The following is a 21,204-nucleotide window of genomic DNA, read 5'->3' on the forward strand; positions in this document are numbered from 1 at the left end:
CTGCGGTGACCACGGCGACGAGGGCGGCGCGACGCATGGGCACTCCTGTGGCGGGGGCGGGGGGCGGGGGCGCCCCCGGGGGCGCCGCCCCCCCCCCCCCCCGGGCCCCCCCACCAATTCTTTTCCTGCCCCCTCCCCCCTCTCCGCCTGCCCCCCCCGGGGGGGGCCCCCGCCGGGCCCCCCAACCCCCCCCGCGCCCCCGCCGCGCCCGCGCCCGCCGCACCGGCGTCCAAGTCCGGCCGGTGCGTGCGCCTCGCGCAGGCGCCGGACGACCGGTGCCTCCAGCGTCGACGACGCGGACTTGACGAACTCTCCCTGATCGCGGAGCTTCGTCAGAAGTTCTTTACTGGTGATACCGAACTCTTTGGCCAGTTCGTGTACCCGGGGCTTGCCTGCCACTGCTCTCCTCACTGCGAGGTCTCACGGCAGGGCTGGCCGCGCGACCTCGGTCTACATTCGATGGACGTTCATCGCTGGAGCTTCACGGTGTGCTCATCGTGTCTGGTCCGTTCCTCTTCTTGTGCTCCCCCGCCGGGCCGTACGGCCGACGGGTGGTGTCGTGCCCGGGGCGTAAGGCCTCGAGCACCTCCGAGATCGCGTCCTGGGACACGTTCCCGGCGACCCGCAGCGACCTGATGAAGGCCTTGCGGTCGAGTGCTGTCGCGATGCACCGCTCGTCGCGGTGCACCCAGGCTCCTCGTCCCACCGCCCGCCGGCGTGGATCGGGCGAGAGCGCCGCCGTCCGCGGATCGTGGACGATCCGCAGTAGCCGGGAGTCATTATCCCGGCCACGGCAACCGACGCAGGTCCGGATGGGACCCCCAGCCTCGATGGCGTCTGTCCGCCGATCCTGACGACCCGACATACGGCCACCTCGGTCTCTCGCCGCCCGACCCGTGGGGGCGGGTGAACGTGAAGTCACTGTGACAACTGATCAGTCTACAGAAGATGCTGTGTCGACACGAACGGCGCGCCCGACCGCGTGGCGCGGTGGCCGACGGGCCTCACTCCGCGTCGCTGTGGATGTCGATCCGCCACTGGGTGAGGCGGTGTGCCAGGCGGGCGTTCTGCCCTTCCTTACCGATCGCCAGGGAGAGTTGGTAGTCCGGCACGACGACCCGGGCCGCCCTCGCCTGCTCGTCCGCGACGGTGACCGAGATCACCTTCGCTGGCGACAGGGCGTTCCCCACGAACACGGTCGGGTCATCGTCGTAGTCGACGATGTCGATCTTCTCGCCGTTCAGCTCCGCCATCACGGCACGGACGCGTGCGCCGTTCGGGCCGATGCACGCACCCTTGGCGTTGAGACCGGAGATGGTGGACTCGACCGCGATCTTCGTGCGGTGCCCGGCCTCCCTCGCGATCGCCGCGATGCGCACCGAACCGTCGCCGATCTCGGGAACCTCGAGGGCGAAGAGCCCACGGACGAGATCCGGGTGTGTCCGGGACAGTGACACGGAGGCCCCGTGCGGACCCTTGTGGACACCCACCACGTGACACTTGATGCGGTCGCCGTGCCGGTAGCTCTCGCCGGGCACCTGCTCGGCCGGGGCGATCGTGCCCTCGGTGCCGCCGTTCTCCGGACCGATGTGGACCACCACGATGCCCCGGGCGTTGGCCCGCGAATCGGACTGGATGACGCCGCTGACGACCTCACCCTCGCGCGTGACGAGATCACCGTAGATGCGATCGGTCTCCGCTTCACGCAGGCGCTGCAGGATGATCTGCCGCGCGGTCGCGGCCGCAACCCGCCCGAAGTCGGAGGGGGTGACGTCGAACTCGCCGATGCGGTTGCCGTCCTCGTCGACCTCTGCTGCCAACACGGCGACGGTGCCGGCCTTGCGGTCCAGCGCGATCCGGGCCACGCGGTGCGCTCCGTCGGTTCGCTTGTAGGCGGTGAGAAGCGCGTTTTCCAGCGTCTGCACCAGATCATCCAGCGGGATCTCGCGCTCCAGGGACAGCATGTTGAGCGCTGCCATGTCGATGTTCAACGGTCTTCTCCTTCTCGCGCGCCACGACCGGGGTCCCCCGGCTCCGACAGCAGGTCCAGCTCGTCCTCCGGGGCGGGCCGGAACTCGACCCGGATCACGGCGTGGGCCACCTGGTCCAACGCCACCGGCTCCACCTTCTTCTCCCGCGCTCCGGACACGAGACGGACCACTCCCGCGCCCTCGTCCAGGTCGCCGACCCGTGCGCGGGACGGGCCCTTCGCGCCCTGTACGTACGTGATATCCACCTGGCGCCCACGGGCCCGACGCCAGTGCCTCGGCTGCTCGAGGGGTGCGTCGACCCCACGGCTGGTCACCTCGAGGGTCACCGGTCGGTCGGGCCCGCCCCATCCCTCGGCGAGCGGATCGAGGTCGGTCGACAGATCGGCCAGGTCGTCGAGTGAGACCCCGGCGTCCCCGTCCACGACGATCGTCACGCGCCAGGCGGACGAGCGGGCGTCCTCCCGGATGTCCTCGAGATCGAGGCCGCGGTCGGATACCGCTCTGAGAATGTGGGCCCTGTCGGGCTCGGGGACGATCACTGTGCTCCTGGAGTGCGGGCCGGGGAACCCGTCCGGGACGCGGACGGGCCGCATCACTGTACCGCCTCGACGCCCCCACCTCCGAGCCCTGGCAGGATGTCGGAGTGCCCCATTCCGCCCCCGTGGTCCTCTCCCGCCGTCGATTCGTGGGCGCGGCCGTCTGCGTCACCGGGTTCGCGGTCGCCGGCGGCTGCGCGCTGCCCGCGGTCGTCGACCGTCCGGACCCGCTGATCCCGTTGATCGACGCTGCCACCCGCGACGCCCGCGAGTTGGCGGCTGCGGACGCCACCCACGGGGACCGCGTCGGCGCGTTGCGCCGGATCGCCGACGCCCGTCGGATGCACGCCGACGCGCTCGCGGGACTGACGGACACCGCGGACGAGGGCGAGGGCGAGGAGCAGCCGGCGACACCGGCCCCGCCTCCGGTGTGCCCGCCCGTCGACGAGGTACGGGCCAGGTTGCGTGCGGACGCGGCGCTGGCCGCGGACGTCGCGGCGGAGATCGACGGGGCCCGCGCCGAGATCGCCGGTGCCGTCTCCGCGGCGTGCACGGCCGCCGCCGAGGTGGTGCTCGCATGAGCCGGGCCGTGGGACTGGCGGCGGAGGACGCCGCGGTGTACGGGTACGGACTCGTCCTCTCCCGCGCCGACGCGAGTATCCGCGCGGCCGTCCGGCGCGAACTGGCCGCCCACCGTGCCCGCCGCGACGAGGCGGAACGACTGTGGCCGGGATCCCCGCCGGCGCCGGTGGGGTACCTCGCGGGACCGGAGACCCCGTCCTCCCCGGTCCTCCTGGCCATCCGACTGGAGTCGGACTGCTGTGAGGCGTGGCGGGTGGAGCTCGGCCGTTCGGACTCGCCGGAGATGCGCAGGTTCTGCGTGGACGCCCTCAGCGCGGCGGCGGTGCAGCTCGCGCGATGGAGGACGTTGGTCCCGGGCGCCCCGTTCGAGGCGTTGCCCGGGTTCCCGCCCTCCGCCTGACGGCTCTAGTGCCCGGCGCCGATGAGCCGGATGATCTCCTCGGCGGCACCGTCGACCGCCACCTGCGTGACGTCGCCGGTGGCGCGGTGGCGGAGCTCGACCGTCCCCTCGGACCAGCCGCGACCCACCACGACGACCCAGGGCACGCCGATGAGTTCGGCGTCCTTGAACTTCACGCCCGGTGAGGCCTTGCGATCGTCGAAGAGGACCTCGAGTCGCGCCCGGTCGAACGCCTCCACGAGGGTCGCCGCCCCGTCGATCGCTGCCTGGTCCTTGTTGGCGATCACCACGTGCACGTCGGCCGGCGCGGCCTCCGCGGGCCAGACGAGGCCCTTGTCGTCGGCGAACTGCTCGGCGAGGACGGCGACCAGGCGCGAGACGCCGATCCCGTACGAGCCCATCGTGACGCGTGCGGGCTTTCCGTTCTCCCCCAGCACGTCGAACCCGAAGGCATCGGTGTACTTGCGGCCGAGCTGGAAGATGTGGCCGATCTCGATACCGCGGGCGAGCGTGAGGGTGCCGTGACCGTCCGGTGCCGGATCGCCCTCGCGGACCTCGGCGACCTCGATCGTCCCGTCGGGCGTGAAGTCGCGCCCGCACACCAGGTCCACGACGTGGCGGCCCGGCGCGTCGGCGCCGGTGATCCATGCGGTGCCCTCGACCACCCGGGGATCGACCAGGTACCGGACCTCGTTGTCCCGGAGCGCCCGGGGGCCGATGTACCCCTTGACGAGGAAGGGGTTGGCGGCGAAGTCGGCTTCCTCCAGGATCGCGACCTCGGCGGGCTCGAGGGCGGCCTCGACCCGCTTCATGTCCACCTCACGGTCGCCGGGCAGGCCCACCGCCAGGAGCTCCCACTCCTCGCCGGGGCGGCGCACCTTGAGCATCACGTTCTTCAGCGTGTCGGCGGCGCCGACCTCTCGGCCGAGACCGGCGGTGTTCGCCCACGCGACCAGCGAGTCGATGGTCGGGGTGTCGGGTGTGTCGTGGACGGTCGCCTCGGGCAGCCCCTCCAGCGGACGTGCGGGGGGCGCGGGGGTGACGACGGCCTCGACGTTGGCCGCGTACGCTCCGTCCGTCGATCGCACGAACGTGTCCTCCCCGGCGGCCGACACCGCGAGGAACTCCTCCGACGCCGATCCGCCCATCGCGCCGGACGTGGCCGCACAGATGACGTACTCGATGCCCAGTCGGTCGAAGATCCGCTGGTACGCGTCACGATGCGCCTGGTACGAGCGCTCGAGCCCGGCGTCGTCGACATCGAAGGAGTAGGAGTCCTTCATGACGAACTCGCGGCCGCGCAGGATTCCGGCGCGGGGCCGCTCCTCGTCGCGGTACTTGGTCTGGATCTGGTACAGGGTGACCGGCAGGTCCTTGTACGACGAGTACTCGCCCTGCACCGTGAGCGTGAAGAGCTCCTCGTGGGTGGGCCCGAGCATCATGTCGTTGCCCTTGCGGTCCTTGAGGCGGAACAGGGCCGGACCGTATTCGGTCCACCGGCCGGTGGTCTCGTACGGCTCGCGGGGCAGGAGCGCGGGCAGGCTGATCTCCTGGGCGCCGAAGGCGTCCATCTCCTCGCGGACCACCTGCTCGACCCGCCTGAGCGTGCGCAGCCCCAGCGGGAGCCAGGAGTACACACCGGGCGCGACGCGGCGGATGTAGCCGGCGCGGACGAGCAGCTTGTGGCTGAGGACCTCGGCGTCCGACGGGTCGTCGCGGAGGGTGCGGAGGAACAGGTGGGACAGGCGCGTGATCACGGTGATCCAGAGTAGCCGCCGGGGGTGCCGGACCGGCCCGACGGTAGCCTCTGCCGGGTGCGTATCCTCCTCTCGCCTTCCGAGACGAAGTCCGTCGGCGGCTCCGGTACCCCGCTCGATCTCACGGCGCTCTCGCTACCGTCTCTCGGCGACACCCGGAAGATGGTCGCCGACTCGCTGGTCTCCCTGTGCACCGGTGACCCGGAGGCTGCGCGCGCCGCTCTGGGGCTGAGCGAGCGACTCGCGGGCGAGGTCGACCTGAACGCGCAGCTGTGGTCGTCCCCCACCGCCCCGGCCTTGAGCCGGTACACGGGCGTCCTCTACGACGCGCTCGACCAGCCGTCGCTGAGCGGCGCCGCGCGATCACGGGCCGAGGCGCGCCTGTGGATCGGCTCCGCGCTCTACGGCCTCGTCGGCGCCTCCGACCCGATTCCCCACTACCGGCTCTCCGCGGCGACGAAACTGCCCGGGCTGGGGACGCTTCGCTCGGTGTGGAAGCCGTCGCTCACCGCCGCCACCGCGGCGTGGGCCGACGACCTCGTCGTGGACCTCCGTTCGGGCGGCTACCACCAGCTCGGTCCAGTCCCGGGCGCGGTGACGGTCGACGTGGTCACGGAGTATCCGGACGGCACCCGCAAGGTGGTCTCCCATTTCTCCAAGTTCCACAAGGGGCTGCTCGCGCGGACCCTCGCGACGTCGCGGGCGGAGATGGACGACGTCGCCTCGCTGCTCCGGGTGGCACGTCGTGCCGGCCACACGGTCGAGCACGAGTCCGACTCGGTCGTCACGATGGTCACCGCCCCCTGAGCCGACGACCCCGCACGGGGCATCGCCCCCGGGCGGGCCTCCCCGGGCGGCCTCCCCGGGCGGGCCACCGTCACCCGGCGGGGATCAGCGCCAGCCCAGCTCCGGCGCGACATGGTTGAGGATCGACTCGAGCAGGTGGGCGTTGTAGTCGACGCCGAGCTGGGTCGGAACGGTCACGAGCAGGGTGTCGGCCGCGCTGATCGCCTCGTCGGCCCGGAGCTGTTCGACCAGCTCCTCGGGCTCGGCCGCGTACGAGCGGCCGAAGACCGCACGCAGGCCCGGTTCGATGTCCCCGAACTGATCTCCGCGTTGCCCGCCGCCCAGGAAGTAGCGCCGGTCGGCGTCGGAGGTGATGGCGACGATCGACCGGGATACCGAGACCCTCGGCGCGAAACCGTGGTCGTGGCGCGCCCACTCCTCCCGGAACGCCTCGATCTGCCGGCGCTGCTGGACGTGCAGCGGCTCTCCGGACTCGTCCGCCTTCAAGGTGGAGGACATGAGGTGCATCCCCGTCGAGGCGGCCCACCGGGCGGTCGCGTCGGAGGCGGCGCCCCACCAGATGCGTTCCCGCAGGCCCTCGGAGTGGGGCTCGATGCGCAGGAGCCCCGGCGGGTTGGGGAACATCGGACGCGGATTGGGTTCGCCGAACGCCGCGCCCTCGACCGCCCGGAGGAAGACCTCCGTGTGGCGGCGGGCCATGTCCGCGTCCGTCTCCCCCTCCCCGGGCCGGAAACCGAAGTAGCGCCAGCCGTCGATCACCTGCTCGGGCGATCCACGGGAGACCCCGAGCTGGACGCGCCCGCCGGCGAGGAGATCGGCAGCAGCGATGTCCTCGGCGAATCCGAGCGGATTGACGTAGCGCATGTCCACCACGCCGGTACCGATCTCGATCCGACGGGTCCGGGCGCCGACGGCCGCGAGCAACGGGGCGGGGGTCCCGAGCTGGCGGGCGAAGTGGTGGACCCGGAAGTACGCGCCGTCCGCGCCGAGTTCCTCCGCCGCCTCCGCGAGCTCGACGCTCTGGAGCAACGCGTCGGAGGCGGACCGGACCGCGGAGTCCGGATGGTCCATCCAGTGTCCGAAGGACAGGAAGCCGATCTTCTTGGGTGTGCCCACGACGCCATCATGCCGGAGGTCGGCGCGGAACCGCGGCGCCGCGGGCGCGACCGGGTGCGTCAGTCGGCGGCGAGCACCTGTGGGAGGCCGGTGACGTCGCCGATCACGACGATGGCCGGCGGCCGCACCTCGTGCTCGTCGAGGGTCGCGGCCAGGGTGCCGAGGGTGCAACGGTATGTCGACTGGCCCTCGAGGCTGCCGTCGACGACCACCGCGGCCGGAGTCTCGGGCGACCGGCCGCCGGCCATGAGCGACCCGGCGATCGCCGGCGAATTCTTGACGCCCATCAGCACGACGAGCGTGCCACGCATCCGTGCGAGCGCCTCCCAGTCGATGAGGGACCCCGGGTGCCCGGGGGGGAGGTGTCCGGAGACGACGGTCAGCTCGTGGGTCATCCCGCGGTTCGTGACGGGGATGCCCGCGAGGGCGGGTACGGCGAGCGCGCTGGACACGCCCGGCACGACCGTGCACGGGATCCCGGCCTCCGCGCAGGCCTGGGCCTCCTCGAAGCCACGTCCGTAGAGGAAGGGGTCGCCGCCCTTGAGCCGCACCACGAACTTCCCGGCCCGCGCCCGGCTCACGAGTACCTCGTTGATCGCGTCCTGGGCCATCGCGCGGCCGTACGGGATCTTCGCTGCGTCGACGATCTCGACGTCCGCGCGTAGTTCGGCGAGCGGACGCTGCGGGGCCAGCCGGTCGGCGACCACCACGTCGGCGCGGGCGAGCAGTCGGCGCCCACGGACCGTCATGAGGTCGTCCGCCCCCGGCCCCCCTCCGACGAGGGCGACGGTCCCGCGTAGGGATTCGTCGACCTCCGGGGCCTCGGCACCGGCCTCGTCGAGGGCCTTCGCGACGACGTCGCGCGCCTCGGCGGTCCGGTCGCGGTCACCGGTGAGGACCGACACGAGCATCTGCCCCCGCCGGACGACGGCGGGGGTCACGGCTGTGCCGGACGTGACGGCGTCGGAGCGGACGCAGAAGGTACGGTACTGCTCCGCCTCTGCGGCGACGCGGGCGTTCACCAGGGAGTTCCTGGTCGCGGCCACCGCATACCACGCGCCCTCGAGATCCCCCGTCCGGTACTCGCGGGGTTCCCACCAGACACGGCCCGCGTCGATGAGCCCCTGGAGAGTGGGCGTGACCTCCGGGCTGATGAGGTGGACGACCGCGCCGGCCTCGAGCAGCACGGGGACGCGGCGTTGCGCCACGGATCCACCGCCGATCACCACGACGCGACGGCCCTCGAGGTCCAGGCCGACGGGGTACGGGTTCACTGGCCGGATCATGCCCCGATCCTATCCGCCGTCGGCGGCGTCCCGGTCGTCGACCCGGGCCGTGTGAGACGACTCATCCCCCGGCCTCGTCGAGGAGGCGGCCGGGGGATGAGGGCGTCGGGACGGCGGCGCGACGGCGCCGGTCGATCAGACCTTCTGGTCGAGCTTGAGTGTCCGGGTGGACCGCTCGAACTGCTCGGTGAACAGCGCCGGCTCCTCGGCGAGCTTGCGACCCAGCGACGGGATCATCTCCTCGAGCGCGGGCTTCCACTCGGCGAACCGGCTCGGGAAACAGCGCTGGAGCACGTCGACCATGGCGTCGACAGCGGTGGAGGCGCCGGGCGACGCGCCGAGCAGGCCGGCGATGGACCCGTCCGCGGCGTTGACCACGGCGGTGCCGAACTCCAGGGTGCCGCCGCGACCGTTGGGCTTGATCACCTGCACCCGCTGGCCGGCGACGACCTTCTCCCAGTCGCCCTCCTGCGCGGACGGGACGAAGTCGCGCAGGGACTCGACGCGTGCGCCGTGGTTCTTGGCCAGCTCGGTGATGAGGTACTTGACCAGACTCATCTCGGTGAGACCGATGTTGGCCATGGGCAGGAGGTTGCCGAGCCGGATGCTCGACGGCAGGTCGAGGAAGCTGCCCATCTTGAGGAACTTGGGGGTCCAGCCGGCGAAGGGACCGAACAGCAGGCCCTTCTTGCCGTCGATGACGCGGGTGTCCAGGTGCGGAACGGACATCGGGGGCGCGCCGACGGAGGCCTGGCTGTACACCTTGGCCTGGTGCTGCTCGACGAGCTCGGGGTTGGTGCAGCGCAGCCACTGGCCGCCGACCGGGAATCCGCCGATGCCCTTGATCTCGGGGATGCCGGACTTCTGCAGCAGGTGCAGGGCACCGCCGCCCGCGCCGACGAACACGAACTTGGCGTCGACGGTGCGCTCGTCACCCGTGTGGCGGTTGGCCACCGTGAGGCGCCACGTCCCGTCGGTGTTGCGCTCGAGGTCCTTGACCTGGTTCTGGTAGTGCACCTCGGTGCCCGTGCGGGTGAGGTACTTGACCAGCTGACGGGTGAGGGCGCCGAAGTTGACGTCGGTGCCGTTGGAGAAGTGGCTCAGCGCGAACGGCTGCTCGGGCGAGCGGCCCTTCGCCATGAGGGGGACGAGCCGCTCCAGCTCGGAGAAGTCGGTGGTGTGGTTCATGCCCGGGAACAGCGGGTGTCCGGCGAGCTTGTCGTACCGCTTCTGCAGGTAGTCCTGGCCGTCCTTGCCGGCGACGAAGCTCATGTGCGGCACGGGACGGATCCACTCCGTCGGGTCGCCGAGGATGGTGTTCTCCACCGCGTAGGACCAGAACTGGCGGGAGACCTGGAACTTCTCGTTGACGTTCACGGCCTTGGTGATGTCCACGTCGCCGTCGGCGGTCTTGGGCGAGTAGTTGAGCTCGCACAGGGCGGAGTGGCCGGTACCGGCGTTGTTCCACGCGTCGGAGGACTCCATGGCGGGGCCCTCGAGCCGCTCGAAGACCTGGATGTCCCAGTCCGGCTGGAGCCGACGCAGCAACGCCCCCAGGGTCGCGCTCATGGTGCCCGCGCCGATGAGCGCCACATCCGTCGTTCCGTGCTTTGCCACCTGGTCTGAAGTCACCGGCTACCCTCGCTCATTGGTCGTGGACCCGAATCTCACGTCGACGCGGGGCGGTCCCTCGGGGGCCCGCGCCCACAGGGCTACAAGCCTACTCACGGGGACGCCGCCGCGGCACACCGGACTAGGGTGGTCGTCGTGTCGCCGCACTCCCCCGATCCCGCCGCCCACGGAGACGACCCGCGATGGATCCCCGATCTGCTGGGCCCGTCCTATCGTCGGCGCGAACTCCCGCTCGGGACCGATCCGGACGGCGAGGGGCCGATCTCGGCGACCCTGGTGCGGCACGAGGACGCGCCGTTCCGGCCGGACGCCGCGGTTCTCGTGGTCCACGGACTGTCCGACTACTTCTTCCACACGCACCTGGCCGAGTTCCTCGCCGCGCGGGGGATGGCGACGTACGGCATCGACCTGCGCAAGTGCGGCCGGTCGAGGCGGGAGGGTGTGACGCCCCATTTCACGACGGACCTGGAGAGGTACGACGACGAGCTGGATCAGGCGCTCGAGGTGATCGTCGCCGAGCACCCGGGCGTGCCCGTGTTCGTGTTCGCGCACTCCACGGGTGGCCTGGTGGTCCCCCTGTGGCTGGCGCGGCGTCGCGACCGGTCCGCGCTGGAGCCCGTCGTGGGAGTGGTGCTGAACTCCCCCTGGTTCCAGCTCGACGTGCCGGAGCGCGCCCGGGCCGTGCTCGATCCGGTGATCCGGACGTTGGGCTCGGTCCGCCCGTTCTACCGGCTGCCGTTGCCCACGTCGGACCGGTACGTGATCAGCACCCACGTCGACCACGACGGTGATTTCCACTTCGACACCACCCTCAAACCCCCCGGAGGGGTGGGTGTCCGCGCCGGGTGGCTCGCCGCGGTACGCCGCGCCCAGCGCCGCCTGCAGGCCGGCGTCGGTCTGCCGTTGCCTGTGCTGCTGTTGCGTTCGACCGCATCGTCGGTGGGGACGAGGTCCCGCGGCGGCGAGATCGACGTCGACACGGATCTCATCCTCGACGTCCGGTCGATGCAACGGTTCGCCGATCGCGTCTCCGCGGACGTCACGGACGTCGCCGTCGACGGCGCCCGCCACGATGTCTTCCTCTCCCGCGCCGACGTGCTCGAGGTGGTCTTCGATCATCTCGGGCGTTGGCTCGACCAGACCTTGTCCGCACACCCCAAGGAGTCCTGACCGCAATGACACAGACCCCCTGCCGCCACTTCGATCTCGTCGTCATCGGCACGGGCAGCGGCAACTCGCTGGTCGACGAGTCGTTCGCCGACAAGTCCGTCGCGATCTGCGAGAAGGGGACGTTCGGCGGCACCTGCCTCAACGTCGGGTGCATCCCCACCAAGATGTTCGTCTACGCGGCGGACACGGCCACCTCGGTCACCCATTCGTCGACCTACGGGGTCGACTCGACGCTTGACGGCGTCCGGTGGCCGGACATCGTCTCGCGGGTCTTCGAACGCCGGATCGACCCCATCGCCGCCAGCGGCGAGGACTACCGGCGTCACCGCTGCGACAACATCACGGTGTACGACGGTCACGCGCGGTTCGTCGGGCCGCGCACGATCGACACCGGTACCGGGGAGATCATCACCGCCGACTCCGTCGTCATCGCCGCCGGCGGCCGTCCGTCGATCCCCGACATCGTCACCGAGGCCGGCGTGGCCTACCACACCAGCGACGACGTGATGCGTATCCCGGAGCTGCCGAAGTCCATCGTCATCCAGGGATCCGGCTTCATCGCCTGCGAGTTCGCACACATCTTCTCCTCCCTCGGTGTGGAGGTCACCGTGATCGGCCGCTCCGACGTGCTGCTCAAGCATCTCGACCGCGAACTCGCGGAGCGGTTCACCGCCGCGGCCGGGCGTCGCTGGGACGTGCGACTCGGTCAGGAGATCACCAGCATGACCGCGACCGGTGAGGACCGTCGGGGCGTGGAGATCAGCTTCGAGGACGGCTCGAGCTGCTCGGGCGACGCGCTCCTCGTCGCGACCGGGCGCACGCCGAACGGCGATCTGCTCGGGCTCGACTCCGCCGGGGTGGAGATGGACGGCGCCCGGGTCCGGGTGGACGAGTACGGCCGCACGACCGCCGACGGGGTGTGGGCGCTGGGCGACGTGAGCTCGCCGTTCCAGCTCAAGCACGTCGCCAACCACGAACAGCGCGTGCTCGGGCACAACCTGCGTCACCCCGACGATCTGCACCCGTTCCACCACAGCAACGTCCCGTACGCGGTCTTCACGTGGCCGCAGATCGCGTCGGTCGGCCTCACCGAGTCGGAGGCGCGGGCCGCGGGGTACGACGTGACCGTCAAGACCCAGGACTACGGCGACGTGGCCTACGGCTGGGCGATGGAGGACTCGGTCGGCTGCTGCAAGCTCATCGCCGACCGGGCGACCGGCCTCCTGCTCGGCGCCCACATCATGGGTGCCCACGCGCCGTCGCTGATCCAGATCCTCATCCAGGCGATGGAGTTCGAGATCACGGTGCCCGATCTCGCGCGGCGTCAGTACTGGATCCATCCGGCGATGGCCGAGGTGGTCGAGAACGCGCTCCTCGGGCTGGACTTCCCCGACCGCGGTTTCTAGTCCGCGGCCGACGCGGTCAGGTGAGGACGAAGTCCTCCGGGTCCACGGCGCGGACCTGCTCGCGGTACCGGAACGTGAACGTCGGCCACTGCAGCGAGTTCCGGCCGCGCGAGTCGATGTACCAGCTCGAGCATCCGCCCTGGTTCCACACCGTGTGGGCCAGCTCGCGGTCCATGCGATCGGCGTAGGCCCGCTCCACCTCGGCCCGCACCTGGATCGTCCCGCTCCCCGACCGCTCCGCCAGTTCGACCAGGCGGAGGACGTGCCCGGCCTGCGATTCCAGCATGTACACGATCGACGAGTGCCCCAGATTGGTGTTGGGTCCGTAGAGCAGGAACAGGTTGGGGAAGTCGGCGACGGTGACGCCATTGTGGGCGCGCGGGCTACCGTCCCAGTGCTCGGCGAGCGTGCGGCCGTCCGCTCCGGTGATCACCTTCGAGATCGGTGGCTCGGTCGGCTGGAACCCGGTGCCGAAGATGATCACGTCCGCCGCGTGCTCGGTCCCGTCGTCGGCGACCAATCCTCGCGGCGTGACCGCGGACGCCGCTCCGGGGACGAGGGTCACGTCGGGGCGCGTCAGTGCGGGGAGCCAGTGGCTGGTGAGCAGGACACGCTTACAGCCGATCGAGAAGTCCGGGGTGAGCGCTCTGCGCATGCGGCGATCGCGGACCTTGAGGAAGAGGTAGAACCGCGCGAACCACTCGAAGAAGCGCAGCAGGAACTGCGCGCGGGTGAACACGACGACGTACAGCTCGCGCCCCAGATAGATGCGCCCGCGGACGAGTTTCTGCAGGATCGGCAGTCGCCGGTACAGCTTCTTGCGGCGTTCGGAGATCGGACGGTCGAGCCGGGGCAGGATCCACCCGGGTGTCCGCTGGAACACCGTCACGTGCTCGGCCGTCCCCGCGATCTCGGGGACGAACTGGACGGCGGAGGCCCCGGTGCCCACCACCGCGACCCTCTTGCCCTCGAGTGGGATGTCGTGTCGCCACCGGGCGGAGTGGAACACCTCCCCCTCGAACGAGTCGAGTCCCGGGAGACGGGGAACCGACGGTGCGGAGAGAGCGCCCGTCGCCGCCACGAGGTGACGCGCCCGCACCTGCCCGCGACTGGTGTCGACGACCCACGTCCCCTCGGTCGCGTCCCACTTCGCCGCGGTCACCTCACACGACGTGACGAGCCGCTCACGTAGGCCTATACGGTCGGCGACCGACACCAGGTAGGAGTGGATCTCGGGCTGGCGTCCGAACGAGTGCGACCACCCGGGGTGGGCGTGACGGGACAGCGAGTACAACGCCGTCGGCACATCGCAAGCGCAGCCCGGGTACGTGTTGTCGCGCCAGGTCCCGCCGACCTCGTCGGCGGCCTCGAGGACGAGGAAGTCGCGGCCCCGCCCCTCGCGCAGGAGACGGTCGGCCATGGCGATACCGCCGAAACCGGCGCCCACCACCAACAGGTCGATCTGGTCCACGGGTCCGCGGGGCGAGTCGATCATGCTGGACAGTATGCACTGTCGTGTCCACGCTCGAGGCCGCATCGGGACGACCGTCCATATCCCGGTCGCCACGGGCCGGGCGCGCGCCCGGCGACATACGGGCCGGGCCGCGTCCGGTCCGGGCGGGTCAGGAGCCGGAGGGCAGGGTGAGGATCTCGTAGCCGTCCTCGGTCACGACGACCGTGTGCTCGAACTGAGCGGTCCACGCCTTGTCCGCGGTCGTCACGGTCCAGTCGTCGTCCCAGACCTCGAATCCCGGGCCGCCGAGGGAGATCATCGGCTCGACGGTCAGCGTCATGCCCGGCTCGAGCACCTCGGTCCGCGACGGGTCGTCGTAGTGCAGGACGACCAGACCGTTGTGGAAGGTCGGCCCGACGCCGTGACCCGTGAACTCACGGACCACCGTGTAGTCGAACCTCCGGGCGTAGGACTCGATGACGCGACCGATGACGTTGACCTCGCGTCCGGGGCGGATGGCCTTGATCCCGCGGTTCATCGCCTCCTCGGTCCGCTCGACCAGCAGTCGCACCTCGTCGCTGACCTCGCCGGCGAGGAACGTCGCGTTCGTGTCGCCGTGCACGCCTTGGATATAGGCCGTCACGTCCACGTTCACGATGTCTCCGTCCCGGATCACCGTGGTGTCCGGGATGCCGTGGCAGATGACCTCGTTGAGCGAGACGCAGCACGACTTGGGGAACGCCTTGTACCCCAGCGTCGACGGATAGGCCCCGTGGTCACACAGGTACTCGTGGACGACCCGGTCGATCTCGTCCGTGGTCACGCCCGGCGCGACGGCCTCGCCGGCGGCGACGAGCGCGTCCGCCGCGATCCTGCTGGCCACGCGCATCGCGTCGATCACCTCGGGCGGCTGCACCCACGCCTCGCCGTTGGCCTCGTCGACGCGGTCGCGCCACACGTACTCCGGACGCGGGATCGAGTCGGGCACCGTCCGTATCGGGGTGGGATCACCGGGGACGAGGGGCTGGCGGGTGGAGGTGGTCATACCACCAGGATAGGCCGCGTCGAGCCGACCGGCCCCGCCGGTGCTCACGGGCGGGGGCGGCGGGTCACCAGATGACGAAACAGATCGAGGCGATGATCACCATGGCCCCGAAGAGGCACATGGTGAGCACGTCGCCGCCCGGGGACCGGCCGGTCTCGTCGGGCTCCACCCGGTCGTCCTGCTCGGCCCCGGTGTCGGGGTTCTGTCGCGGATCCATCACATCACCCCCAACCGGCTCAACTCGGAGACCATGGCCACGCCGAGGATGACGAACACGACGCCCATGAAGGCGGTGTAGGTCCAGCGCCGGGCGTGGTCGGACGCCCAGAAACGCCGCACACTCACCATTCCGTTGACCACGGCGATGACGCACAGCGCGATGCCGACCGGGGCCGCCACCCACCCGGACAGGCTGAGCAGCGGCACGAGGATCGGGATCGCGAGGTACGTGATGAGGCAGCGCACGGCGGACACGAGAACGGAGATCCGGAACGCCCGGTGCGCGCCCGAGCCGGCCTTCCTGTCGATCTCGTGGATACCGAGGAGGCGTCGCATGACCCGGTCGGCTCCACGCTGCGACCGGAAACCCGGATCGGCCACGGCACCGCCGACCGGCGCCCCGGTGACGGGCGCAGTCGTGACGGCCGCGGTGGTGACGGGCCCAGTGGTGACGGGCCCAGTGGTGACGGGTCCAGTGGCTGGGGCGGGAACGCTCACGCGGCCCTCCCCTGCGAGGTGCCGTGTCCGGTGATCACCGTCGCTGTCCTGTCCATCGCCGTCCTACCCTCCGTGCGATTCGAGAAATCCGAGCTCACGATCCGACTTCCGGTCCACTGTCCCACAGCGCCCGACCCGGGCCGAAGCCGCGGTGGCCGCGGTACCCCGCTCGGGGTCGGGCCCGCGCGGCGGCGGCCGTGCCGATCACAGCAGGACCGTCGCGTAGTCGACGGCGTCGGTCATGCCGACGCGGCGGTAGGCGGCGCGGGCGGCGACATTGGCCCCGTTCACCACGAGCGACGGCGTGAGCCCGCGGGACCGGAGCGCCGCGCACACCGCGGCCGTCCCCCCCGATCCGAGACCGGCGCCCCGCTTGTCCCGGTGGACCCAAATGCCCTGGATCTGCGCGACCCGCGGGGCGAGAGCGGCGACGTCGGCCTTGAAGACCACCTCGCCCCGCTCGAGCCCGATCCAGGTCCGTCCCCGCGCCAACGAGCGGGCGACGCGACGACGGAACGGGATCCCCGCTCCCACGGCGAACGGGTCGGCGCGCAGCTCCTCGCGATACATGGCCGCGGCGGCCGCCAGAACCGGCTCGAACTCCTCCAGGGTGGCCGGACGGATCCCGTCGGGAATCATGGCGGGATCCACCGGGCGCTCCAGCGTCATGAGGTACTGCTGGTCCCGGTACTCCCTGGCCTCCCCCCAGGCGTCACGGAGGGCCGGCCACAGGGAGGCCACCTGCTCCCGCCGACCGTGGACGGACATGGGACCGAGCCCGAGGCCGGCGACCGCGCGGCCGAGCGCGCGGTGATCGGCGTCGTCACCGCGCAGCGGCAGCACGGAGCTGCCGACGAAGACCAGCGACCGCGCGGGACCGCCGAGGGTGAGGAACCGCCCGTCCGCACCGGCCACCACGCCCGACGTCGCGAACTTCTCCGCGGCGGGCGCCGCGACCAGCGGATCGGACGCCAGCACATCGGACACGGCCCGGGACTCGCCCGGGCCGACCTCCCGGCACCCACCGATCCCGGTGTCCGGCGCAGCCGTGTCGGTCACGGCCTATCGCGTGACCTTGACCTGGGGGCCCTGGCCCTCAGTGGCCTCCCCCACCGTCTCGCCCATCTCGTCGGCGATCCGCATGGCCTCCTCGATGAGGGTCTCCACGATCGCCGCCTCCGGCACCGTCTTGATGACCTCGCCCTTGACGAAGATCTGCCCCTTGCCGTTACCCGAGGCGACACCCAGATCGGCGTCACGCGCCTCGCCCGGTCCGTTGACCACGCAACCCATCACGGCCACGCGCAGCGGAACGCTCATCCCCTCCAGGCCGGCGGTGACCTCCTCGGCGAGCTTGTACACGTCGACCTGCGCGCGACCGCAGGAGGGGCACGAGACGATCTCCAGCTTCCGCGGTCGCAGGTTGAGCGACTGCAGGATCTGCGCGCCGACCTTGATCTCCTCGGCCGGCGGGGCCGAGAGGGAGACACGGATCGTGTCGCCGATGCCCTCGGCCAGCAGGGCGCCGAACGCGACGGCGGACTTGATGGTGCCCTGGAACGCCGGGCCCGCCTCCGTCACGCCGAGGTGCAGCGGGTAGTCGGTCTGGGCGGCGAGCTGTCGGTACGCCTCGACCATGATCACCGGATCGTTGTGCTTGACCGAGATCTTGATGTCACCGAACCCGTGCTCCTCGAACAGGGACGCCTCCCACACGGCGGACTCCACGAGCGCCTCGGGCGTGGCCTTGCCGTACTTGGCCAGCAGCCGCGGGTCCAGCGAGCCCGCGTTGACGCCGATACGGATCGGGATGCCCGCGTCACCGGCCGCCTTGGCGACCTCCTTGACGCGCCCGTCGAACTCCTTGATGTTGCCCGGGTTGACGCGCACCGCCGCACACCCGGCGTCGATCGCCGCGAAGATGTACCTGGGCTGGAAGTGGATGTCGGCGATCACCGGGATCGGCGACTTGCGGGCGATCGTCGACAGCGCGTCGGCGTCCTCCTGACGCGGGCAGGCCACGCGGACGATGTCGCAGCCGGACGCCGTGAGCTCGGCGATCTGCTGCAGCGTCGAGTTGATGTCGTGCGTCTTGGTGTTGGTCATGGACTGGACCGAGACCGGGTGATCACTGCCCACGCCGACCGGGCCGACGTACAGCTGCCGGGTTCTGCGCCGCGGCGCCAGCACCGGCGGCGGTGCGTCGGGCATACCCAGTCCGACCGGGATCGAGGATGAGTCGTTCACAACAGGCCTTCCGTAGGGGCTGCGGGCCGGGTGCCCACGAGTCCCGACCGCCATTATCCGGGTAACCGGCGACGGGGGCGAGGTGGGTGTGGGTCGGCTCAGCCCGGCAGCAGGATCGGGTTGACGAAGTCGGCGGTGATGACGATCGCGGACACGCCGATCAGCAGGACGAACACCGCCATCGTCAGCGGCGCCAGCTTCTCGTAGTCGGCCGGGCCGCCGGGGGCCAGCCCGCGCAGCCTCCGCACCGCGTCGCGGATCTTCTCGTAGAACACCACCGCGATGTGGCCGCCGTCGAACGGCGTCAACGGCACGAGATTGAACGCGCCGAGGAAGAGATTGAGCCCGGCCAGGAAGAGCAGGAACAGACTCCACAGCCCCTGCTCGACCGCCTGTCCGCCGATGTAGCTGGCCCCGACCACTGACACCGGCGAGTCCTCGGCCCGCTCCGCTCCGAAGATCGACGCCGCGACGGCCGGGATCTTCGCCGGGAACGAGATCAGCCCCTCGACGGTCGCCTCCACCATCTCGCCGGTGAAGACGAAGGTCGCGGGCACCGCGGAGAGCGCGTCATAGGTGTTGACGGTCTGATACGCGGGGTCGTCGAGGATCTCCTGCGGGATCCCGTCCTCCGAGAGCCGGACACCGAGCGCTCCACGCTCCTGACCGTCGACGGTCGACGACGTCAACCTCGTCGTCGTCGTCACCTCCTCCCCGTCCCGCTCCAACGCCACCGGCACGGTCTCGCCGGGGCGCGCCGACACCACCTCCGACAGGTCGGCCCAGCTCACCACGGGGACCCCGTCGACGGCGGTGATCCGGTCGCCCGGGAGGATCCCCGCCTCACCGGCGGGGCCCACGCCGATGCCACAGTCGTCCGCACTCGCGCACGTGTCACCGACCACCGCGGCGACCCGGTCGGTCGGGATCGGTTGGACGTCCCGGTTGGCCAGCCCCCACCCCAGGGCGACCGTGTAGAAGAGGGCGATCGCCAGCACGATGTTCATGAACGGCCCCGCCAGCAGCACCGCGACGCGCTTCCACCACGCCTGACGCCACATGGCCTTCGGCTCGTCCTCAGGAGGCAGCCGGTCGTACGCGGTCATCCCCGCGATGTCGCAGAAGCCTCCCAGCGGGATCGCCTTGAGCCCGTACTCGATCCCGCCCCGCCGCACCGACCACATGGTCGGGCCGAAGCCCACGAAGAACCGGCGCACCTTCATCCCCGACCACAGGGCCACCCTCATGTGCCCGTATTCGTGGAGCACGATCGATACCATGATCCCCAGCGCGAACAGGACGATCCCGACGATCAGCACGACTCAGCCCTCCAGGCCCGTGACGATGGCCGCGGCGTGCCGCCGCGCCCAGGACTCCGCCGCCGCGACGTCGTCGGGATCCCGCGGATCAGACGACCACTCGTCCGCGGCGCCGACGGTCTCCGCCACCACGTCCACGATGTCCGTGAACCGGATCCGACCGTCGAGGAACGCCGGCGCGGCCTCCTCGTTGGCCGCGTTGAACACCGCCGTGCGCAGGCCACCCGCCTCGCCGGCCGCGCGGGCCACCTCGACCGCGGGGAAGGTCCCGGTGTCGACCGGCTCGAACGTCCACGTGTGCGCGCGGGTGAAATCCAGCGGCGTCGACGCACCCGGGATGCGGTCGGGCCAGCCCAGGGCCAGCGCGATCGGGAGCTTCATCGACGGCGGCGACGCCTTGGCCACCGTCGCGCCGTCGACGAAGGTCACGGCCGAGTGCACCACCGACTGCGGGTGGACCGTGACGTCGATCCGGTCGTAGGGCACCCCGAACAGCAGGTGCGCCTCGATGAGCTCGAGAGACTTGTTGACCAGCGTCGCCGAGTTGAGCGTGATCATCCGGCCCATCGCCCACGTGGGGTGGCGCAGGGCCTCCTCGGCCGTGACGTCGGCCAGCTCCGCGCGCGTCCGACCGCGGAACGGGCCACCGGACGCGGTGAGGACCAGCGAGGCCACCTCGTCGCTCGCGCCCGCACGCAGGCACTGCGCCATCGCGGAATGCTCCGAGTCCACCGGGATCAACTGCCCCGGCGCGGCCGCCCCCGTGACGAGCGCGCCCCCGGCGACGAGCGACTCCTTGTTGGCCAGAGCGAGCCGGGCGCCCGAGCGCAGGGCGGCGAGGGTCGGCCCCAGTCCCCTCGACCCGTCGATGCCGTTGAGCACCACGTCCGACTCGACCGCGTCCACCAGTCGCGTCGCCGCGGACGGGCCGGACAGGACCGTCACGTCCGGGAACGCCGAGCCGATTCGCCCTGCCGCGGTCGGGTCCGACACCGCGACGAAGCGCGCACCGGTCGTGCGGATCTGCTCCGCGAGGAGATCGACGCGGCCACCACCGGCGGCCAAACCGACCACCTCGAAGCGGTCGGCGCCGGCCTGCGAGGTCACCTCGAGTGCCTGGGTCCCGATCGAGCCGGTACTGCCGAGGACGAGAACGCGCGTGGTCACCCCGCCATTGTCCACGCCGACGGCCGTGTGTGCCGCATCGGACGACCCCCTCGGGGCCTCCCGCGGCGGGTTAGGCGTCGACCTGAGAACGCGGTGTGACAAACTGGGCACGATGTCGGCGGCCCGCAGGGCTGCCAGCGAGCCGTGAGGAGAACCGGGGAGCATGAGCGCTGACGGACACCACACCAGCAGGGAGATCGTCGTCAACGGGATCAGTTCCGTGGACGAGCCCTCGGTCGCCTGGGGCTGGCACAAGCACAGCAGGATGGTCGGCGTCGCCGTGGGCGGGTTCTTCGTCCTGTTCCTCCTGGCGATGCTCTTCGGGAACCACATCGGCCGGGTCGAGAACATCTGGCTGGTGAGCATCGCCGCGTTCCTGGCCATCTGGATGGTCATCTCGCTGCGTCCCAAGAAGGACGACACCCTCAAGAAGAGCCGGATCCACGAGGTCTCCGCTCACCACTACGCCGCGGCCAGCGCTGTCGCGACCGGCGAGGCAGCCCGGAACCCGGAGGGCGTCGCTCCCGCCAAGCACTGACGACGGGCGGACCATGACGAAGGGCCGCCATCGCT

The 21,204-nt window shown here is 71.1% G+C and carries 21 protein-coding genes and 1 pseudogene; 6 read left to right on the forward strand and 16 right to left on the reverse strand.

The genetic code is table 11. From position 1 onward, the window contains the following. Window positions 1–248 precede the first annotated feature (248 nt). The 4 genes and pseudogenes from KHA85_RS05320 to rimP all read right to left on the reverse strand — a co-directional run. Window positions 249–399 (reverse strand): annotated as a pseudogene (locus tag KHA85_RS05320) (translation initiation factor IF-2 N-terminal domain-containing protein); the annotation flags it as partial. An 82-nt stretch (window positions 400–481) separates the two neighbouring features. Then, window positions 482–865, reverse strand: a complete 384-nt coding sequence (locus tag KHA85_RS05325) for a YlxR family protein (RefSeq protein WP_213185049.1) — start codon at window positions 863–865, stop codon at window positions 482–484. A 139-nt stretch (window positions 866–1,004) separates the two neighbouring features. Continuing rightward, window positions 1,005–1,991 carry a transcription termination factor NusA gene (gene nusA / locus KHA85_RS05330; protein ID WP_213185050.1) on the reverse strand — a complete coding sequence of 329 codons (987 nt, stop codon included), beginning with the start codon at window positions 1,989–1,991 and terminating at the stop codon, window positions 1,005–1,007. Then, on the reverse strand, window positions 1,988–2,530 hold the full coding sequence (gene rimP / locus KHA85_RS05335) for a ribosome maturation factor RimP (RefSeq protein WP_213185051.1): 543 nt from the start codon (window positions 2,528–2,530) through the stop codon (window positions 1,988–1,990). The genes nusA and rimP overlap by 4 nt, the downstream gene beginning before the upstream one ends. 104 nt (window positions 2,531–2,634) lie before the next feature. On the opposite strand from rimP, the gene KHA85_RS05340 reads away from it, so the two are divergent. Further along, window positions 2,635–3,108, forward strand: a complete 474-nt coding sequence (locus tag KHA85_RS05340; protein ID WP_213185052.1) for a hypothetical protein — start codon at window positions 2,635–2,637, stop codon at window positions 3,106–3,108. After that, complete coding sequence (locus KHA85_RS05345; protein ID WP_213185053.1) at window positions 3,105–3,509, forward strand: ferritin-like domain-containing protein; 405 nt, start codon at window positions 3,105–3,107, stop codon at window positions 3,507–3,509. Before KHA85_RS05340 ends, KHA85_RS05345 begins: the two co-directional genes overlap by 4 nt. Before the next feature lie 5 nt (window positions 3,510–3,514). Here the strand turns inward: KHA85_RS05345 and KHA85_RS05350 are convergent, their stop codons facing one another. Further along, on the reverse strand, window positions 3,515–5,266 hold the full coding sequence (locus KHA85_RS05350) for a proline--tRNA ligase (RefSeq protein ID WP_213185054.1): 1,752 nt from the start codon (window positions 5,264–5,266) through the stop codon (window positions 3,515–3,517). A gap of 57 nt (window positions 5,267–5,323) precedes the next feature. Between KHA85_RS05350 and KHA85_RS05355 the strand changes: the two genes are divergently transcribed. Then, the gene (locus tag KHA85_RS05355) at window positions 5,324–6,073 is read left to right on the forward strand and encodes a YaaA family protein (protein ID WP_213185055.1); all 750 of its coding nucleotides are present in this window, start codon (window positions 5,324–5,326) and stop codon (window positions 6,071–6,073) included. 84 nt (window positions 6,074–6,157) lie between these two features. Here the strand turns inward: KHA85_RS05355 and KHA85_RS05360 are convergent, their stop codons facing one another. The 3 genes from KHA85_RS05360 to mqo form a co-directional block, all read right to left on the reverse strand. Next, window positions 6,158–7,144 (reverse strand): LLM class flavin-dependent oxidoreductase, encoded by a 987-nt coding sequence (locus tag KHA85_RS05360; protein WP_213185084.1) that lies wholly within the window; start codon window positions 7,142–7,144, stop codon window positions 6,158–6,160. Window positions 7,145–7,248: 104 nt separating this feature from the next. After that, on the reverse strand, window positions 7,249–8,475 hold the full coding sequence (gene cobA / locus KHA85_RS05365) for a uroporphyrinogen-III C-methyltransferase (RefSeq protein ID WP_213185056.1): 1,227 nt from the start codon (window positions 8,473–8,475) through the stop codon (window positions 7,249–7,251). A 135-nt stretch (window positions 8,476–8,610) separates the two neighbouring features. Continuing rightward, window positions 8,611–10,107: a malate dehydrogenase (quinone) gene (mqo, locus tag KHA85_RS05370; RefSeq protein ID WP_081470475.1), complete on the reverse strand. Its 1,497-nt coding sequence runs from the start codon at window positions 10,105–10,107 to the stop codon at window positions 8,611–8,613. Between the two features lie 135 nt (window positions 10,108–10,242). Between mqo and KHA85_RS05375 the strand changes: the two genes are divergently transcribed. Next, entirely contained in the window at window positions 10,243–11,277 is a 1,035-nt protein-coding gene (locus KHA85_RS05375) for an alpha/beta hydrolase (protein WP_231889045.1), read from the forward strand. A gap of 5 nt (window positions 11,278–11,282) precedes the next feature. Then, entirely contained in the window at window positions 11,283–12,683 is a 1,401-nt protein-coding gene (gene mtr, locus KHA85_RS05380; protein ID WP_213185057.1) for a mycothione reductase, read from the forward strand. Window positions 12,684–12,699: 16 nt separating this feature from the next. Here mtr and KHA85_RS05385 read toward each other — a convergent pair whose 3' ends face one another. The 8 genes from KHA85_RS05385 to dxr all read right to left on the reverse strand — a co-directional run bounded on the left by KHA85_RS05385 (window position 12,700) and on the right by dxr (window position 20,631). Further along, a complete protein-coding gene (locus KHA85_RS05385) occupies window positions 12,700–14,178 on the reverse strand; it encodes a flavin-containing monooxygenase (protein WP_213185058.1) in 1,479 nt (492 codons plus the stop codon). A 127-nt stretch (window positions 14,179–14,305) separates the two neighbouring features. Continuing rightward, a complete protein-coding gene (gene map, locus KHA85_RS05390; protein WP_007626777.1) occupies window positions 14,306–15,181 on the reverse strand; it encodes a type I methionyl aminopeptidase in 876 nt (291 codons plus the stop codon). A gap of 64 nt (window positions 15,182–15,245) precedes the next feature. Then, window positions 15,246–15,398: a hypothetical protein gene (locus KHA85_RS05395; RefSeq protein WP_156482527.1), complete on the reverse strand. Its 153-nt coding sequence runs from the start codon at window positions 15,396–15,398 to the stop codon at window positions 15,246–15,248. After that, the gene (locus KHA85_RS05400) at window positions 15,398–15,736 is read right to left on the reverse strand and encodes a hypothetical protein (RefSeq protein ID WP_007626781.1); all 339 of its coding nucleotides are present in this window, start codon (window positions 15,734–15,736) and stop codon (window positions 15,398–15,400) included. The genes KHA85_RS05395 and KHA85_RS05400 overlap by 1 nt, the downstream gene beginning before the upstream one ends. Before the next feature lie 366 nt (window positions 15,737–16,102). Next, window positions 16,103–16,957, reverse strand: coding sequence for a GNAT family N-acetyltransferase (locus KHA85_RS05405; protein WP_007626783.1), 855 nt, complete (start codon window positions 16,955–16,957; stop codon window positions 16,103–16,105). 3 nt (window positions 16,958–16,960) lie between these two features. Beyond that, window positions 16,961–18,109: a flavodoxin-dependent (E)-4-hydroxy-3-methylbut-2-enyl-diphosphate synthase gene (ispG, locus tag KHA85_RS05410; protein ID WP_165001176.1), complete on the reverse strand. Its 1,149-nt coding sequence runs from the start codon at window positions 18,107–18,109 to the stop codon at window positions 16,961–16,963. A 134-nt stretch (window positions 18,110–18,243) separates the two neighbouring features. Continuing rightward, window positions 18,244–19,464: a M50 family metallopeptidase gene (locus KHA85_RS05415; protein WP_007626787.1), complete on the reverse strand. Its 1,221-nt coding sequence runs from the start codon at window positions 19,462–19,464 to the stop codon at window positions 18,244–18,246. Window positions 19,465–19,467: 3 nt separating this feature from the next. Continuing rightward, on the reverse strand, window positions 19,468–20,631 hold the full coding sequence (dxr, locus tag KHA85_RS05420; RefSeq protein WP_007626789.1) for a 1-deoxy-D-xylulose-5-phosphate reductoisomerase: 1,164 nt from the start codon (window positions 20,629–20,631) through the stop codon (window positions 19,468–19,470). A 163-nt stretch (window positions 20,632–20,794) separates the two neighbouring features. Between dxr and KHA85_RS05425 the strand changes: the two genes are divergently transcribed. Beyond that, on the forward strand, window positions 20,795–21,169 hold the full coding sequence (locus tag KHA85_RS05425) for a DUF2631 domain-containing protein (protein ID WP_007626791.1): 375 nt from the start codon (window positions 20,795–20,797) through the stop codon (window positions 21,167–21,169). The last annotated feature ends 35 nt before the right edge of the window (window positions 21,170–21,204 follow it).

This window comes from Dietzia massiliensis (assembly GCF_018390595.1).
Classification (GTDB): Bacteria; Actinomycetota; Actinomycetes; order Mycobacteriales; family Mycobacteriaceae; genus Dietzia; species Dietzia massiliensis.